18 protein-coding genes are annotated in these 16,984 nt (G+C 31.4%); 15 read left to right on the top strand and 3 right to left on the bottom strand.

Translation table 11 applies throughout. The features are described 5' to 3' along the window. Window positions 1-139: 139 nt before the first annotated feature. The 6 genes from DCC35_RS10680 (at window position 140) to DCC35_RS10705 (ending at window position 7,134) form a co-directional block, all read left to right on the top strand. On the top strand, window positions 140-553 hold the full coding sequence (locus DCC35_RS10680) for an effector-associated constant component EACC1 (RefSeq protein WP_137090781.1): 414 nt from the start codon (window positions 140-142) through the stop codon (window positions 551-553). Next, complete coding sequence (locus DCC35_RS10685; RefSeq protein ID WP_175402786.1) at window positions 531-2,204, top strand: caspase family protein; 1,674 nt, start codon at window positions 531-533, stop codon at window positions 2,202-2,204. The genes DCC35_RS10680 and DCC35_RS10685 overlap by 23 nt, the downstream gene beginning before the upstream one ends. Further along, entirely contained in the window at window positions 2,201-3,142 is a 942-nt protein-coding gene (locus DCC35_RS10690) for an nSTAND1 domain-containing NTPase (protein WP_137090783.1), read from the top strand. Before DCC35_RS10685 ends, DCC35_RS10690 begins: the two co-directional genes overlap by 4 nt. Next, window positions 3,139-5,391, top strand: a complete 2,253-nt coding sequence (locus tag DCC35_RS10695) for a tetratricopeptide repeat protein (protein WP_137090784.1) — start codon at window positions 3,139-3,141, stop codon at window positions 5,389-5,391. The genes DCC35_RS10690 and DCC35_RS10695 overlap by 4 nt, the downstream gene beginning before the upstream one ends. A gap of 328 nt (window positions 5,392-5,719) precedes the next feature. Then, a complete protein-coding gene (locus DCC35_RS10700) occupies window positions 5,720-6,148 on the top strand; it encodes an MlaD family protein (protein WP_137090785.1) in 429 nt (142 codons plus the stop codon). A 248-nt stretch (window positions 6,149-6,396) separates the two neighbouring features. Continuing rightward, the gene (locus tag DCC35_RS10705; RefSeq protein WP_137090786.1) at window positions 6,397-7,134 is read left to right on the top strand and encodes a glutamine amidotransferase; all 738 of its coding nucleotides are present in this window, start codon (window positions 6,397-6,399) and stop codon (window positions 7,132-7,134) included. Window positions 7,135-7,316: 182 nt separating this feature from the next. Here DCC35_RS10705 and DCC35_RS10710 read toward each other — a convergent pair whose 3' ends face one another. Then, window positions 7,317-8,801 carry a serine hydrolase domain-containing protein gene (locus DCC35_RS10710; protein ID WP_137090787.1) on the bottom strand — a complete coding sequence of 495 codons (1,485 nt, stop codon included), beginning with the start codon at window positions 8,799-8,801 and terminating at the stop codon, window positions 7,317-7,319. A gap of 168 nt (window positions 8,802-8,969) precedes the next feature. Here DCC35_RS10710 and DCC35_RS10715 point away from each other — a divergent pair, with 168 nt between their 5' ends. Continuing rightward, window positions 8,970-9,509 carry an NADPH-dependent FMN reductase gene (locus DCC35_RS10715; RefSeq protein WP_246069993.1) on the top strand — a complete coding sequence of 180 codons (540 nt, stop codon included), beginning with the start codon at window positions 8,970-8,972 and terminating at the stop codon, window positions 9,507-9,509. Window positions 9,510-9,565: 56 nt separating this feature from the next. Here DCC35_RS10715 and DCC35_RS10720 read toward each other — a convergent pair whose 3' ends face one another. Next, window positions 9,566-9,763 carry a PLDc N-terminal domain-containing protein gene (locus DCC35_RS10720; RefSeq protein ID WP_137090788.1) on the bottom strand — a complete coding sequence of 66 codons (198 nt, stop codon included), beginning with the start codon at window positions 9,761-9,763 and terminating at the stop codon, window positions 9,566-9,568. Between the two features lie 175 nt (window positions 9,764-9,938). Here DCC35_RS10720 and DCC35_RS10725 point away from each other — a divergent pair, with 175 nt between their 5' ends. From DCC35_RS10725 to DCC35_RS10760, 8 genes are all read left to right on the top strand, one after another. Beyond that, window positions 9,939-10,817 carry a helix-turn-helix domain-containing protein gene (locus DCC35_RS10725; RefSeq protein ID WP_137090789.1) on the top strand — a complete coding sequence of 293 codons (879 nt, stop codon included), beginning with the start codon at window positions 9,939-9,941 and terminating at the stop codon, window positions 10,815-10,817. An 83-nt stretch (window positions 10,818-10,900) separates the two neighbouring features. Beyond that, window positions 10,901-11,497: a DapH/DapD/GlmU-related protein gene (locus DCC35_RS10730; RefSeq protein WP_246069994.1), complete on the top strand. Its 597-nt coding sequence runs from the start codon at window positions 10,901-10,903 to the stop codon at window positions 11,495-11,497. A 4-nt stretch (window positions 11,498-11,501) separates the two neighbouring features. Continuing rightward, a complete protein-coding gene (locus tag DCC35_RS10735) occupies window positions 11,502-12,002 on the top strand; it encodes a cupin domain-containing protein (protein WP_137090790.1) in 501 nt (166 codons plus the stop codon). Between the two features lie 12 nt (window positions 12,003-12,014). Continuing rightward, a complete protein-coding gene (locus DCC35_RS10740) occupies window positions 12,015-13,217 on the top strand; it encodes an NAD(P)-dependent alcohol dehydrogenase (RefSeq protein ID WP_137090791.1) in 1,203 nt (400 codons plus the stop codon). 19 nt (window positions 13,218-13,236) lie between these two features. Next, window positions 13,237-14,097 carry an aldo/keto reductase gene (locus DCC35_RS10745; protein WP_175402787.1) on the top strand — a complete coding sequence of 287 codons (861 nt, stop codon included), beginning with the start codon at window positions 13,237-13,239 and terminating at the stop codon, window positions 14,095-14,097. Window positions 14,098-14,166: 69 nt separating this feature from the next. Next, on the top strand, window positions 14,167-14,562 hold the full coding sequence (locus DCC35_RS10750) for a (R)-mandelonitrile lyase (RefSeq protein WP_137090792.1): 396 nt from the start codon (window positions 14,167-14,169) through the stop codon (window positions 14,560-14,562). Then, the gene (locus tag DCC35_RS10755; protein WP_217495811.1) at window positions 14,543-14,941 is read left to right on the top strand and encodes a DUF2255 family protein; all 399 of its coding nucleotides are present in this window, start codon (window positions 14,543-14,545) and stop codon (window positions 14,939-14,941) included. Before DCC35_RS10750 ends, DCC35_RS10755 begins: the two co-directional genes overlap by 20 nt. Window positions 14,942-14,952: 11 nt before the next feature. After that, window positions 14,953-15,414 carry a cyclophilin-like fold protein gene (locus tag DCC35_RS10760; RefSeq protein WP_217495812.1) on the top strand — a complete coding sequence of 154 codons (462 nt, stop codon included), beginning with the start codon at window positions 14,953-14,955 and terminating at the stop codon, window positions 15,412-15,414. 723 nt (window positions 15,415-16,137) lie between these two features. On the opposite strand, the gene DCC35_RS10765 is transcribed toward DCC35_RS10760, so the two are convergent. Next, the gene (locus DCC35_RS10765; RefSeq protein WP_137090794.1) at window positions 16,138-16,860 is read right to left on the bottom strand and encodes a hypothetical protein; all 723 of its coding nucleotides are present in this window, start codon (window positions 16,858-16,860) and stop codon (window positions 16,138-16,140) included. Between the last annotated feature and the right edge of the window lie 124 nt (window positions 16,861-16,984).

Raw genomic sequence — 16,984 nt, forward strand, 5'->3', positions numbered from 1 at the left:
TCGGATTTAATACAACATAAAGATAATGAAAGGAGAGGGGAATGTGAATATTTATTAGGTGTTTAAGAGGGAGAAAATGCCGGAGGTTGGGTATTGATACTTTTACTTTAAAGTAATTAATTAATAGAAAAAAAATCAAATGGGTGATGTTATTGTTAATTTAAGACTTAGTTCAAATGATGATCAATTTGCTAAAGTCCAAACTACATTATTAAAAAAACATCTTGTTCATAATCAAAATATAGAAAAGGTTGATCAAGAATTTGAGGAATTGAAGGAATATGAAAGTGGTGGAAGTTGGTTAGAAATTTTAAATGTATCAGTTATTAATTCAGGTGTAATTATTGCCTTAATAAGAATGATTCACGCTTGGCTTGCAAATAAGAAAGAAGCAATTAAAAATTCCAATAAAGAATTGTCAATTATTATAACTGTACCTAACGGTAAAAAGATTGAGATTCATTCTAACAATATGGAGGATTTAAATAAATTAACTGAAGAAATTCAGCGAATTTTAAATGACAGTAAGGATGGGAAAGTTGAAACAAAATGAGACCTATTGTTTTTTGGTGGGTGTTGAAAAATATAATGAATCCTGCTTCCCTAATTTACCTGCAGCAGCAAGTAATGTGTTTGATTTAAGAAAAATATTGATTAAACATGGGTTCAGCCCGGATAAGATTGATATAGAAATTAACCCTTATAATAAGGATGATCTAAGAATTAAATTAACTAAAATATTAGAATCAAAGAACACAAAAAATTTGCTGTTTTATTTTTCAGGTCATGGTGCTTGTGATTCTTATGAAAATTTTGCTCTTGTACTATCAAATACTCTATACACAGATGATGAGTTTAAGCATACAGGTTTGCTAGTGCCCTTTCTGAATGACTTATTTGGTAGGCGATTAAAAGATTTAAATCTTATTTTTATTCTTGATTGTTGTTTTAGTGATAGGGTGGTCGAAGATTTAACTATGCATAATCAATATGTTATAGTTTCCTCAGCATCTGATTCCAAATCGATATATCCTGTTGGTGAAGAGAATTCTATTTTTACGAGAGAGTTTTTAAATGTTTTGGAAAATGGAATTCCTGGTGGTGAAAAATATTTGACATTAGATGATATTTATGATTTTATAGACCAAAAATTAAATTCACAGCAGCCAAGAAGGCAGCGAAGAGGAGAAATAGGTAATAAGGAATTTATTAGAAATATAGCCTTCAACGCTAATAAAAAGAGCAAACAAACAATAGCTGATGAAGATAATTTAAATTTTATTTTTGAGGAATTAATTAAAGTGAATCCAAACTATACAGGCTTTAGGTCTTTTTCCGAGAGAAAAATTAAAATTTTAGAATCGTTTCCCTTCTTTATAAGCTATCATTTAAAAAATCTTTTACCAAAATCTGATATTATAAAAGGTCATTATTTAAAACATTTTTATTTAATAATTAAAGAATTATTATGCTTTTCTTTTCTCTCTCAATATTTACAGGTGAAGAATATAAAGAGTACTGGTCTTATTAATCAAATTCTTGATTCACAGAATAGAGACTATGTGAAAATAATAGATATAATAACAAATTATTTAAATAGGGTTCCTAATGAATTGGTTTTTAATGAATCAAATAGATGGTCAGATAGTTTGAGGAAATTATTTATTAAAATGGATTCTTTATTGGAAGAAAATGATTTGGAGGAACAAAAATTTTATGATCTATTAATTAATTTAATTGGATACTTATCATTTTTAACTGAATATTCATATATCTCTGTAAGGCTAATAGATGTGATTTATCGAAAATATGAATCTCAACCTTATTATTATCATGAAGGTAGTCTGCTGCATGGTGAAAGACTCGAGCCCTACAGGGAGTCTATAAAAAACATTCGGTTGATATGGGAAAAACCTAGAAATAGTAATTCTATATTATTATTTAAAAACAAGGAATTCGGAACTGATAAGTATATAAATTTATGGCCCTTTTTTGTTGATTGCCAAGCTTTTGCTGTTAGAGATGGAGCCATTAGTAATCCTGACCCACGGATTTTTGTAAAAAAAGAAAATGGCTCATATTGGTATAAATCTTTAAATTTTGCCACCGATTCAAATCTTAAGGCATTTAAAGAGCTTGATTCCTTTTCTTCATTTAATAACCGCGAAAAATTATTTGAGATGTTTGAAAAAAATTTATTATGAAATGGCCATTAAAATATTTAGAACCATACCAAAAACATGATCAATCAATATTCTTTGGTAGAAATGAAGAAATTGAAAAATTATTTAAGTTAATTTCTGTACATAGAATAGCGATATTATATGGTAAGTCTGGTACTGGCAAGACAAGTTTGGTGAAATGTGGTCTTGCAGGAAAGTATAGTGAATTAGATTTTTTGGATATTTATATTAGAAGGGAGAATGATATAAATATTTCATTGAAGAAAAATATAAGGGAAAAGGGTTCAGATTTAATTCGTAGAGGAACTTCAATTGTTGAATCGTTAGATATACTTTATCATTCCACCTACCAAACCCTATTTTTGATATTTGATCAATTTGAAGAAATATTTATTTCAGGGACAGATAATGAAATATCTCAATTTAAAAATGATCTTCAAAAAATTATCACTCAATGTTCATATGTCAAGATCATACTTATTCTAAGAGAAGAATATTTAGGTAGGTTAAATTTTTTTGAAGATGATATTCCTGATATTGGTAATGGTGGCCTAAGGATGCGTTTGGAGAAAATGGGTAAACAAAAAATAGAAAATGTAATACGTGAAATTATTTCTGAAACAATATTTAAAAGTCAAATATCTAGAGAAAATATAGATACTATTTTTGATGAACTTTCGGATAATCATGGTGAAGTAGATCTTCCATATTTGCAGATATATTTGAAAAAATTATTCGATGAAGTTGAAAGAAAAAATCTTGAAACAATTGACATTAATAAAATAGTTACCAGTACAAATCTTGAGGATATATTAGATCAATTTCTTGAAGAACAATTATTAAAAGCTGGTAGAGAGTTTGGTGACGAACATTATTTATGGGAATTGTTAAAACGGAATTTTATAACGGAAGAAGGAACCAAATGTGTTTACTACCCAAATAACACTAGTAAATTATGAGGGATAAGAAATTATATTTAGCTCTGGAATTATTAAAAAAATATCAAATCATTAATTCTAATGGAGATGGTTTTGAGCTTACCCATGATATATTAGCTGAGAAAATTGTTTCTAGAATATCTGAGGAAGAACATAAAATTATTTTAGCTGAAAATAAAATAAGAAGAAGATTTAAGGAGTATCTAAAATCAAAAGAGTCTAGAAGGTTTTTAATTGAGTCAGGGGATCTAAGTCTGATACCAGAAAATTTGGGAATTTTAGATTTAACTGATGAAGAAATAAAATTTACGATTAAATCAAGAAAAAGGCATATTAGGAAAAAAAGAACTTTATATACTTTTGTAGTGATGACAATTGTCTTACTAGTGGGATTAATAGCTGATAAGTTTTATACAATTGAAATCAAAGAATTAAATGAAAGTTTACGTATAAAAAACGAAATACTTGAAGCTACTAATAAGGATTTAAAAACTACAAAAGTTAAATTAAATTCCACTAATTACAAATTGAATGAAACTATAGAAACTTTGTCTAAAGAGAAACAAAAAAATGATAATTTACTCAAAGAAGCAAATATTCTTAATAATAGACTTCGCCTAAAGCAAAAAGCAGTTGAAGATTTTATTAAAGGAGAATATTTTTCTTCATCATATTATTCTAATAGTTTATTCAATTTATTCTATATGGATTTATTGCCAAATGAACCTTATAACAGTAAAAAAGAAAAGCAAGAAAATTTAAAAACAACTGGTAAAACTAATGGAAATAGATTGATAAAAAATGATAATGTTATGATTTTTTTGTTAGATACTACTGCGAATTTTACTAAAGCTATGGAATTATATAAATCATCTATTAACACTTCTCCAAATTTTGGTTTATCCTATGCAGGTCTTTTTGACTTATTATTCAATAAACAAGATTTCGCTCAAATACTTCGATACTATGATAAGGCTTTAAAGAATGATGAAAAAAATCTATATCTATACAAAGAAATTATTGACAAGATAGGTGGTACTAGTGATGAAGAACAGGAATTTACTTATGAATTACTTAATCTTATTGATAGTAATCTTAGAGATTTCAGTAAAATAGATGAATCTTCAGTAACTACTTTATATGTTGATTTTATGTTATTATTAAATGAAAATTGGTCAGAATTTTCTATTCATAGAATTAGATCAAAACTTGATAATTTTCTTGATTATTATGATGAAAGCTCGGGGAAATATATTTCAATAATTGCATACTTAAATTTATTATATTTATCTGAATTTAAAGATAGATATTATAAAGATATTTTTGATAATGTAGTAAATAGAATTAGTAATCCTCGTGAACTTAGTCAACTATATATAATCGCAGGTGATATTGTTTATGATTCTTCATTATATTATTACAAAAAAGCTTTATTAGTTGATTCTAATTCTTATCTACCTTTTTACAAAATCGGTTTATTTTTTTATAATAATGAAAGTTACAGGGAAGCTATTAAATATTTAAAAAAGGCAATCGATAAAGGAGTCTATGAACCATATTATTATTTATCCGAATGTTATAGAGAAATAGACAATCATAAAGAAGTTATTATGGTTTTAAATAGTGCGTACAATTCAAAATTAATTTCTAAATCGGAATTGCTTTTTGAGTTAAATTTCAATTATCTCTATTACATAAATCTTCAAAATTTATCTGCTGCTTTGTTGTATTTAAATAAATATTTAGAAATTTACCCAACGGATTTAAATTACCATATGTTTAGGGGATTAATTTATGAAAGTCTTGGAAATACAGAACTAGCTTTAAAAGATTATAAATATTATTTAAAAAATATTAATTGTAATAGCACTATAAATATTAACGAAGATTCTTTAAACATCCGCTATTCTGATAATATTTTTACTAAAATAGAAGAATGTATTTTAAAATCAGATCTATCTGAATATGATCAAGGAAATAGGCTTAATGAAATAGCCTGGTATTTAGCGCTTTTTGACCTAAATCTAGATGCAGCATTAGACTTTTCAATTACATCTTTAAATATTGATTCAACTAATTCGGATTTTTGGGATACTTCAGCTGAGATATATTTTAAAAGAAAAAATTTCCTGAAGGCACAATATTCTAATAACATGGCAAGGAAAAACTTAACGGATGAGTATGATTATTTGAAGGATAATATTGATGAACGTTCAAAAATTTTAGATGAGACATTTTTATTAATTGAGAATTATAATTTAGAGAAATAAAAATAGAGTACTTGAGATTTCTAGTTATAATAATCTTTTCTAAGATTAAAATTCTTAATGAAAAACACCCTTTCAAGTAAATTCTTACAGATTTATTTATTCTTTAAGATTGATTTCACTAAATATTTATTTTAAACCTTAATTGGTTTATATGAAATTTTTTAATGAGAATTAATATATTGTTTTTTCTAAAAGTTTATTTAAGGTTAAGAATTATCATTTTCCCACATAATAAAATGTATGTCTTAAATTTGTCGATCATCAAATTATTATGGGCTTTTTTTAATATAGAATAAATAATTGGGAGTTATTTAATACCATTTACTACATGAAAAAATACCTTATTTCTCTTAATATAATATTTATTCTTCTTTTACTGATATCCTGCTTCAAAAGTGATAGAATAATTTATCTAAAAACCGAAAAGGTAAACGGTCTCACAACCGAATCCAGGGTGCTTGTAAAAGATTTTCAGATTGGAAAGGTTGATGATATTGGTATTAACAACCAGGGAGAGATAATTATAAAGTTAGATCTGGATGAAGTACCTAAATTGGCTGCTGACTCAAAGTTCAAAGTTGAAAATACATACCTATTTGGTACTAAAGTTATTGCTGTTACTCTTGGTAAGGGAAATGAATATATAAATTCCGGAGATACGATCAATTTGATCAAAAAAGAGAAAGAAAATTCCTACCAATTAGATTCTTTACTGGATAAGAGCAAAGATTATATTAAAAATCTGTTTGAGGAGTGATTAACGGCACTATTTTTATTAAACGGTCAGTCAATTACACATTTATTAAAAGCAATCAATAACACTTTTGCAAAAATCTAAATATTTGGATAAGTAAAATATAAGTTATTGAGCTATTAAAAATTGTTCAATATCAAGGGTATTTAATAGCATATATATTAAGTACTTTATACTTTTTGGATGCTTTTTCCTGGAAATTTGCGGGGAAAATCTTTTGCTATTAATTTCATTGATATAATGAATGATAAATGAAACCATTTCTGATTTTACAATTACGTGTTATTGATGAGGCTGCTGATCAGGAGTTTGAAGCTATTTTGAAATATGGGGGATTGGAAAGAAATGAAGTCGTACGGATCAGAATGGAAAAAGAATCTTTCAATGATCTCAATGCATGTGATTTTGCTGGAATCATCGTAGGGGGAGGTCCCAGTAACGTCAGTGATGAAGCCGATAAAAAACCAGATTTTCAAAAGCGATTTGAAAATGAATTAGAAAAGCTTTACGCTACAATTATCGAAAATGATTTGCCATTTTTCGGGACTTGCTATGGATTAGGATCAATGGTTAAATATGCTGGAGGGAAAGTTTCAAAAGAAAAATATTCAGAGCCAGTAGGTTATACAAAAATCTATTTAAATGATGAAGGGAGGGGAGATCCACTTTTTACCGGACTGCCTGATTCATTTATTGGCTTTTGTGGTCACAAAGAAGCGTGTCAGACTATTCCAGCGGGAGCCGTTTTATTAGGAAGTTCTGACAGTTCTCCGGTGCAAATAATTCGGATGAAGCAAAATATCTATGCTTTACAGTTTCACTGTGAACTCGATGGTCCTGGTATGGCTAAAAGGATTGTTTATTATAAAAATCACGGGTATTTTGATCCTGAAGAATCTAAACAAATGATCACGAAATATCAGAAAGTAAAAACTGAAATACCTCACAAGATCCTGAAAAGATTTGTTGAAAGATACTGTAACTTATAAATGAGATTATATACCATTTTTATTATCAATACGGAATAATTAAGGTAAATAAAACGACTTTAAAAGAAGGAGTTCATTGCATAGTACTTTATTTTCATATTATTCAATAATTGGTTTACATATAAGATTCAAACTCTAATTTTTATAATGAAATTAGATAGAATTATAAAACTAAATATTAGTTAATTATTTATTTGTGTTAAAGGTAGTTTGTGAGTACCGAGTATCCATTTCACATTATCATCTTCAATTTCGAATTGAGGTAGAAATGGTATTTTTGGAAAAAAATATGCATCTGAATAACCTAAAAATCTGCCATTTTTAATTTTTATCAATTCGCAAACTAATCCTTGTAACATGACATAATATTTATTTTCTTTTTCAAAAAAATCCAGATATAACTCCGTAGGGAAGGGTTCTTTGATTTTATATCTTCCGATTATGGATATCTCTTTGTTTTCGATAACCTCATTAACCTGCATTTTATTTAATAAAATTTGCGGATCAAGTTCATCTAAAATACCAAGTGATTCTGCGATAAGGTTGGTTAAGCCATTTGGTGAAAAACTCATACCATGATTTGTAAGCACTACTAAATCAATATTATATTCAGGGAATTTCCAATAATGTGTACCGGAAATACCTTCATGTCCAACAGCATAACCTCCCGGATACTCAATGATTATCATTCCAAGTCCCATATCGATCTTTCTTCCGTTAGCAAGTTCAATTTTTTTCCATAATAGTTCTTTAGATGATTTATCAATAATCAGGTTTTCATTAAGTGCGTGATTCCAGTTGATCATATCATCGAGTGTTACAAATAAGCTTCCGCCACCGCCAAAAGCTTTTTGATTCAATTTAAGGACAGATTCACGGTTTTGATCTTTACCTAATTCCCAATTAGCATAGGTATATCCGGTAACCTGCTCAGGTCTTGATTCAGATGGATCATATATATAAGCAGACATTTTAGCTGGTTGAAAAATATATTCCTCCATTAATAGATCAAATGGTCTATCTGCAGCTTCTGAAGCCACAGCTGATAAGACGAGCATACCAATGTCACTGTAGAAATAATTTTCTCCTGCAGGATATTCAATATTAATTTTATTCATGATCGCTTCAAATTCAGCTAAAGTGGGAGCTTCAGGTACATATGAGAATAACTGGTTTAAGAATGTTTCTGGATTGTTTGGTTGGTGGATATCTTTTATTCCGCTAGTGTGACTCATTAGGTGTTTGATCTTAATATCATTCCATTTTTCCGGAAGATCAGGAATATATTTTATAACCAGGTCTTCATTAGAGATCACACCTTCTTCTTCAAGTGCTAAAATAAGGACAGACGTTAAGTGTTTACTGACGGAGGAGAGCCAGAATTCAGATTCTTCTGTTATTGGAACCTTTTTAGACACATTGCCATATCCATAAAAAGATCTTTTAACCACTTTTCCATTTTTGATAATAGCCAGAGCAAGACCAGGAGTATGACTCAATTCCATGTATTCAATAACTTTTTTATCAATATCATCAGAAAGCGATTGATTCCAGTTTATTAAATCAGGTTGAGACTCAGTATGCTGAGAATATACTTGATGATTTGTGAAAATTAAGGAAATGCAAAATGCAGCAATTAAGAACGGGTTTATCCTGATTTTGGTCATTATAAAAGGGTGTAGTAGTTAATATAGAGATTAAATGTCTTTAAGTCAAAAATTAGTAGTTGGTTAACAAGGAGAAAGGTTTTATAAACATTCTTTCTTTATGAAGGATTACTTATATATTAGTAGAGTTACATAAGAATACCAGAGTTGTATTAGAAAAATAAACCGATGATAAAAATTGTAGCCTTTGCCGGAAGTAATAGTTCAACTTCAATCAACATGCAGCTTGTGAATTATGTTTTAAGCCAATTGGATGATGATCTGTTTGAGACTACACGATTGAATTTGAATAATTTCGAAATGCCAATATATTCCATAGACAGGGAAAAGGAGAGTGGCATACCCGAAAAAGCGCATAAATTCAGAGGTCAATTCGAGGGTGCAGGTGCAATTATCTGTTCGATGGCTGAGCATAACCGGAGTTATACAGTGGGATTCAAAAATATCCTTGACTGGTCATCACGAGTGGACCTGAATATTTTTGGAGGAAATAAAATGCTTTTAATGAGTGCTTCCCCGGGTGGATATGGCGGAGGTAATGTAATGAAAGCAGCCAGTGGATTCTTTCCCAAATGTGGTGCGGAGGTAGTCGATACTTTTTCCTTACCTAAATTCTATGATAATTTTAAGGATGGTGAAATTGTTGATCAAGAATTAAATTATGAATTAAAAAGTAAAGTCGAAGCATTTAAAAATACCTTAAAATAGTAGTAATATTTGGGTCTAACTGCTTATCTGTAAGTTATTTTTACAAGGATTACCTATTAGATTTTCTTTTCAACTGGGGCAAGGAAAAGGTAAAATAAGAAAGCAATCCATGATATAAACAATACAGCCAGAATCCATAGTGTTTTTTCTGTTCCTGATGTTTTATCCGATTTGGCAATAATTAAAATAGGTATTAAATATACTAGTACGGCACCGGCTATAAACAGTAATATCACTACAATTGAAAATTCCATAATTTGATATTTTAGTAGTTGCTAAATTGATATTTACTTAATGTAATGAATTTTTGATGGTTTGTGGCATGCTTTTACCAATAGGAGAAGAATTCAAGTTTATTAATAATAAAAGCATTTTAATTAACTTATCTTTCTATTAAGAATCATGTTTTGATTTTCTTAACTTTAGTATATGGCAGAGAAAACCTTGCGATCGGTATCGGAATTCAATGATAGCCTTAAACTAAAAGGCTTTAAAGTTTTTCAAATTGAAAAAGATTCTAATTCTACTAAAATATATAGCAGGAAGGATTTCTACAAAATCTGTCTTACTACCGGGAATAGTATGATTCATTATGCTGATAAGAGTTATGAGCAGGAGGGGACCATTCTTTTCTTTGGCAATCCCCATATACCTTATTCCTGGGAAACAATATCGACTACTTATGCCGGATATACCTGTTTGTTCTCAGAGGATTTTTTGCAAGTTTCAGAACGTTCGGAAAGTATATTTAATTCTCCATTATTAAAGCTGGATGGAACACCGATCTTAAAGATCACCGAAGTTCAAAGAGAGTTTTTAAATGGGATATTTAAAAAAATGCTTGAAGAACAGGATAGTGATTATGAATTTAAAGATGATGTGATCCGGAATTATATCCATCTTATTATCCATGAAGCGATGAAAATGGAACCATCGGAGCAATATGAGGAAAAAAAAGATGCTTCCTCTCGTTTAACGGCTGTATTTCTTGAACTGCTTGAAAGGCAGTTTCCCATCGAAACTCCTGATACTCCACTTAATCTTAAATCTGCCCAGGATTATGCCAATGAGTTGGCTGTTCATGCAAATTATTTAAACAGGGCAGTTAAAAAGACAACCGGAAAAACAACTTCACAACATATAGCTGAACGGATCAGCAGTGAGGCAAAAGCGCTTTTACAGCATACCGACTGGAATATAAGCGAAATAGCATATTCTTTGGGATTTGAATACCCTACTTATTTCAATAATTTTTTCAAAAAGATTACTGGAAGTACCCCTAAAGAACTTCGAACAACTAATGTTTGAATATCTTAATTTCTAGTTTGAAAATCTTTAACGTCCAGGGTATTATTTGAAATACCTTTGTAATACAAGATAGAAATAGACCTGTGGAATACTTAAAAAATTATAAAGGAGATAATTATAAAATCTTTGAAAGATTACGGGCCGGTACGCCTATACCCATGAATGATCCTGATTATGGACATATAAGAAAGCAGGTTATAAAAACAAAAAGTCTTTTGAACAGACTTAATATAGCCGAAAGCGTTACAGATTCAAGATCTATATTGAGTGAAATTATTGGAGAAGAGGTAGATGAAACTATAACCATATTTACTCCATTTTATACCAATTTTGGCAAACATATTTCACTGGGTAAAAATGTTTTTATCAATCATGCCTGTAGTTTCCTTGATCTGGGTTGTATAACTATAGAAGATGGAGTGATGATTGGCCCGAGAGTAAATATTATTTCGGAGGATCATCCGGTAGAACCTGAAAACCGAAATACTTTGGTTCCAAAGGCTGTGATAATCAAAAAGAATGCCTGGATTGGAGCTGCTGCAACAATTCTTCCTGGAGTTATAGTAGGTGAGAATTCAGTTATCGCTGCCGGATCAGTAGTTAAGAAAGATGTTCCAACTAATACAGTTGTCGGTGGTATTCCTGCTAAGATTCTTAAAAAATTAACCAATAAAAAATAGAATTATGAAGAAGTTGATAATCGTATTTACATTCTTGTTATTCTTCATTGTCGGATGTGGAAAGCAAAATTCCGAAACAACAAATGAAGCAGAGGAAGAAAATATGGATCATTCCGAACCCATTTTTCCGAAGGGTGAAAAAGGATCTTCAGAATACTTTACAGGTAATGCCTATAATTATGGCCTTGTTTCAATTGATTCTGTTTATACCACACTAGTAGGAAATGTGTATTTTGAACCCGGAGCAAGAAGTAATTGGCATACTCATCCAGGAGGACAGATTTTAATAATTACTGATGGAGAAGGATATCACCAGATCGAAGGTGAGCCTATCCAGGTAATGAAAAGGGGAGACGTTGTTAAATGTCCACCAAATACAAAGCATTGGCATGGAGCCAGTCCGGAAAGCAGTCTACAGCAAATGTATATTGTTCCTAATACTGAAAAGGGAATTGTCAATTGGATGGAGCCTGTAACAGATGAGGTTTATACCAATGTCAATTAAAAACCTACTAAAATGAAAACAGATAATAATTTAAATAAGTCGCGAAGAAATTTTCTTCAAAAGTCCGCATTAACCGGAGCTGTGATGTTATCAAATCCCTATGAGATTTTTTCTGGTGAAAGGTTGTCAATGGGTTCACTATTAAATCTTCAAGCAGGTCAGAATGTGAAAACCAGGGGATATGCAGCTAAAGATGAATCAGGAAAACTCAGCCCTTGGGAGTTTGAACGTCGTCCGGTTGGAGATGATGATGTTTTAATTGATGTAAAATATGCAAGTATTTGTCATTCAGATATTCACCAATTGAAAGGTCATTGGGGTGAACAGCAATACCCACAAGTCCCGGGTCATGAAATCGTTGGAGTGGTGGCAGCCGTGGGTAAAAATGTTACTAAATTTAAAGTAGGAGACCGGGCTGGTGTTGGATGTATGGTCGATAGTTGCATGGAATGTGATCATTGTAAGCACGGTGAAGAACATTACTGTGAAAATGGAGAAACCCTCTTTACCTATGGTTATCCGGATAAAAATTCACCAACTGGCATTTCACAAGGTGGTTATTCGGATAAAATAGTGGTAAGAGATCATTTTGCAGTTCATATTCCAGAAAATATTAGCTTCCAGGAAGCGGCGCCTTTATTATGTGCCGGGATTACTACCTATTCTCCTTTAATTAGAGCTGATTTTAACATAGGTGATAAAGTAGGTGTAGCCGGAATTGGTGGACTTGGTCATATGGCTATAAAGCTTGCCGTAGCAAAAGGAGCTGAAGTTTATGCTTTTACTACCTCTCCTGATAAAGTTGATGATATAAAAGCATTTGGTGCTAAAGAAGTTATTGTAGTCGATTCTCTTGAAAAATTACAACCTTACAGAGGTAAAATGGATTATATGATTTCGACTATTCCATATGCTTATGAAATGTCTTCTTATGCAGATTGTGTTAAACCTTATGGCTTCTTTACCCAGGTAGGAGTTCCAGTTGGGGGTGAATATACCATCAATAATTTTAATATGATGTTTAACAGAGTCAATTATAATACATCGCTTATTGGAGGGATACCCGAAACACAAGAGGTAATATATTTCTGTGCTGATAACGGAATAAAACCACAGATAGAAATCATAAAGGCGGAACAGGTAAATCATGCCTGGGAAAAAGTAGTTAGCAAAGACGCCAGATACAGATTTGTAATTGATGCGTCAACATTTTAAAAATTAAAACTCAATTATTATGATATTAAACGAAAATTTTAAACTTTCAAACGGAGTAGAAATCCCTAAATTAGGACTGGGGACATGGTTAATTAGCGATGAGGATGTTGCTGAACCAGTACAAAAAGCGATTGAATTAGGTTACAGACATATTGATACTGCGCAAGCCTACCAAAACGAAAATGGAGTTGGTAAAGGAATTAAGTCCAGTAATGTTAAAAGGGAGGAACTTTTTATAACGACGAAGCTTGCAGCAGAAGTAAAATCTTATGATGAAGCTATTTCTGCAATTGACGAATCATTAGAAAAGCTAGGATTGGACTATTTAGATTTGATGATAATTCACAGTCCAAAACCATGGAAAGAATTTCAGGGAGATGACCATTATTTTGAAGGAAATATTGAAGCCTGGAAGGCGCTTGAAAAAGCTTATGAAGATGGAAAATTACGTGCAATTGGATTGTCAAATTTTGAAAAGGAAGATGTGGACAACATATTAAAAAATTGTAATGTGAAGCCGATGGTCAATCAGATACTGGCTCATATCGGAAATACTCCAAAAGAACTTATTCAGCATTGTAAGGATAATGATATTCTGGTCGAGGCATATTCACCTATCGGCCATGGTGAATTGTTTAATATTGATGAAGTAGAAAGTATGGCAAACAAATATAATGTGTCTGTACCTCAGTTGGGAATTAGATACGATTTGCAACTAGGTCTGTTACCATTACCAAAATCATCTAATCCGGATCATATTAAAAGCAATGCTGAAGTGGATTTTGAAATCTCAGATGAAGATATGGATACGTTGCGAAATATGGAACCGATTAAAGATTACGGTGAAGCCAGTAAGTTTCCAGTCTATGCAAAAGAATAATTGAAACAGGAAAGGGGAAGAGAGTTCATCTTCCCCTTTTTAGCTTTTAAATATTTAAAATTCACTAGTATGGAAATAATTAAAAATGAATCCATTCCTTCAATGAAGGGACCAGAGGATTGGTTTACTGGGTCAGTTCGAATAGACCCTTTATTTCAAAAAAAGGATGTAACCAAAGGAGCCGGAGCATTAGTAACCTTTGAGCCGGGTGCAAGAACTGCCTGGCATACTCACCCCGCAGGTCAAACACTGATTATTACAAGTGGTTTAGGCTGGGTTCAAAAGGAAGGAGGAGCAATACAAGAAGTTCGTCCTGGCGATGTTATATGGTTCGAAGCCGGTGAAAAACATTGGCATGGTGCAAGCGAACAAAAGGCGATGAGTCACATTGCAATTCAGGAAGAAGTAAATGGTGAGGTAGTGACCTGGATGGAAAAGGTGACAGATGAACAATATTCAAAATAAGATGGAAATTAATAAACAAGAAATATCTAAGGAAGAAGTAGCTAAAATTGCCGCTCATGATGATTTTCATATCGCACCATTCAGAGCAGATGGTAAAACCTATGGTACTCCAACATGGATTTGGGTAGTCTCTGTTGATGATCAGTTATTTGTGAGGGCTTATAATAGTGTTAATTCAAGATGGTATCAATCTGCCATGAGCCAGCATGCAGGAAAAATAGAAGCTGCGGGATTGATTAAAAATGTGGCCTTTGAGCCTGTGATAGGAGAAATCAATGAGAAGATTGACGAGGCTTATAAAAATAAATATGGAGGAAGTCCTTATTTAAATGCAATGATTAGTGATAGAGCAAAGGCTGCAACAGTTAAGGTGTTGTAAAATCATTTATGATGAAAAGTATTCAACTTTATATTTTATTACTGGATGTTAGTTTTGCATTGATAAGCTTAGAATCCAGGAATGAGGATCCAAAAACAACGCCTATTATGGAAAACATGAAACTCAAAATAACAATAGGAGAGGATGTGCTGACTGCTATTTTGTATGATAACCCGACTACCAGAGATTGGATCTCAACTTTGCCAGTTACGACTACTTTAGAAGATCACGCTGGTAATGAGAAAATATATTATCCGCAAAAAAAGCTGACCACAGATGGTGCGCCCAGTGGTTATAAACCTTCAAAAGGTGATATCACTTATTATGCACCCTGGGGTGATATAGCTATTTTTTATAAAGATTTTAATTATGCTTCAGGACTGATTAGTTTGGGGAAAATTGAAGGCAATGGAATTGAAAAGTTGATGAGAGTCAATAATGGTGAAACAATTAAGCTTGAATTAGAGGAGTAATAAAGATAAAGCCACCACTCGTTAAGTTATGGCTATAATGGGAATAATGAAATAGTGATTGAGCAACCTCAATATTTCTACTTCATTTCTCTAACTTGTTTTTTATACCCTTTATAATTTTAGTATCCCATAAAAAATGTTGATTATTTCTCTCTTGAGCATTGAAAATGTTGATGTAACAGTGATCAATAATTAATCTGTACAATTAAAATGTTGAATAATAGTGCTGACTAATTCTATCTTTGAATATAGCAGTGTGATTTTAACTGAATTAGTTGATCCTATTTTTCCACAGAAGGTAATCGTTGATACTATTTTTGTGGCCTCCTGTTAAAAATGGTGAATTTCCCTTCTCGGGCACATTGCTTTTTCAGCAAAACGCGTTCGGCTAATTTTTTCAGGACCAATATTAAGGATTAAAAATGGTAGCATTTTAGTTTGTCAGTAATGTGTAAAGCACTGAGAGTGTGGTAGGTAAAGAAAGAACATCAAGAAACAGGAGATAACTCATAGATATCTGATTATTATTGGTTTGATAAGAAATAAGTGATATTGTTCTGCTTTAGAATAGCTGAAAAAGCAATTCTGAAATTCATAAATTAATTTGAACTTGGACCAAATAATATGAAATTCCTTTTCTCTTCTTGATAATTCAATAAAAAAAGCCACCGATAATTCTACCGGTGACCTCAAACAAGTATTATAAGTTTAATAAGCTTTTAATTAATCATCATCAATATCCCCATCATCGTCATCATCTTCACCAGCTTCTAAGATCTGATCTAAGTTTGATGAAATTGTTGCAGCAAGATCTGAATTGGAGGTATTATTAATTCTAACCACTCCATCATTATCAGATTCAGCGGAATTTAAATCGACTCCTGCAAAAAGTGCATCCAGGTTTAATAAAACCAACATTTGATTGGTTGTTCCTGCATCAATTATGAAACCATTTTCGTTTTCTATTTCAAATTCCAGCTCGTCACTATTCCCATATTCTGCCGTAATTACTTCATCATTATTATTCACAAATTCGAATGATATAAAGATAGAGAATCCACCATCAAGAAAAGGCTCCATTTCAATTTCCAATTCTTCATAAGTGCCAGGAGACAAGCTTGCCATTCCAAAATCAGGGGTACTCGTCCCATTGATAAGATCTGCTACAAATTGTCCTTCAAATTCTACATCCTCGTCTTCAACTTCTCCTTCAATGTCTTCAAGTTCGTCCTCTTCAAAAGTTTCAAATTCGACTTCAGTTACACCGACGAGTACTTCATTAAAAACTAATTCAGAGTTAATCTGTCTGCCATTAATGGTAGATTCAGTAGTTTCAGCCTTCATATCAAGGCTTACCTGGGCTAAATTCGGATCGCTATCTTCACTACAACTTTGTATTAGCATGCCGATAGCCAGCAGGAATACATACACAGAGATTTTTTTCATTTCTTTCATCATAACTATAGTTTACAGATTGATTGAATACGGTCTAATAATTTTCATTATCAATTTCTATATATAGAACCGATGAGTGGAGATAATTCCTACCTAAAATTTTTAATTAATTTAA

The organism is Mangrovivirga cuniculi, from assembly GCF_005166025.1.
In the GTDB taxonomy this organism is placed as follows: Bacteria; Bacteroidota; Bacteroidia; order Cytophagales; family Cyclobacteriaceae; genus Mangrovivirga; species Mangrovivirga cuniculi.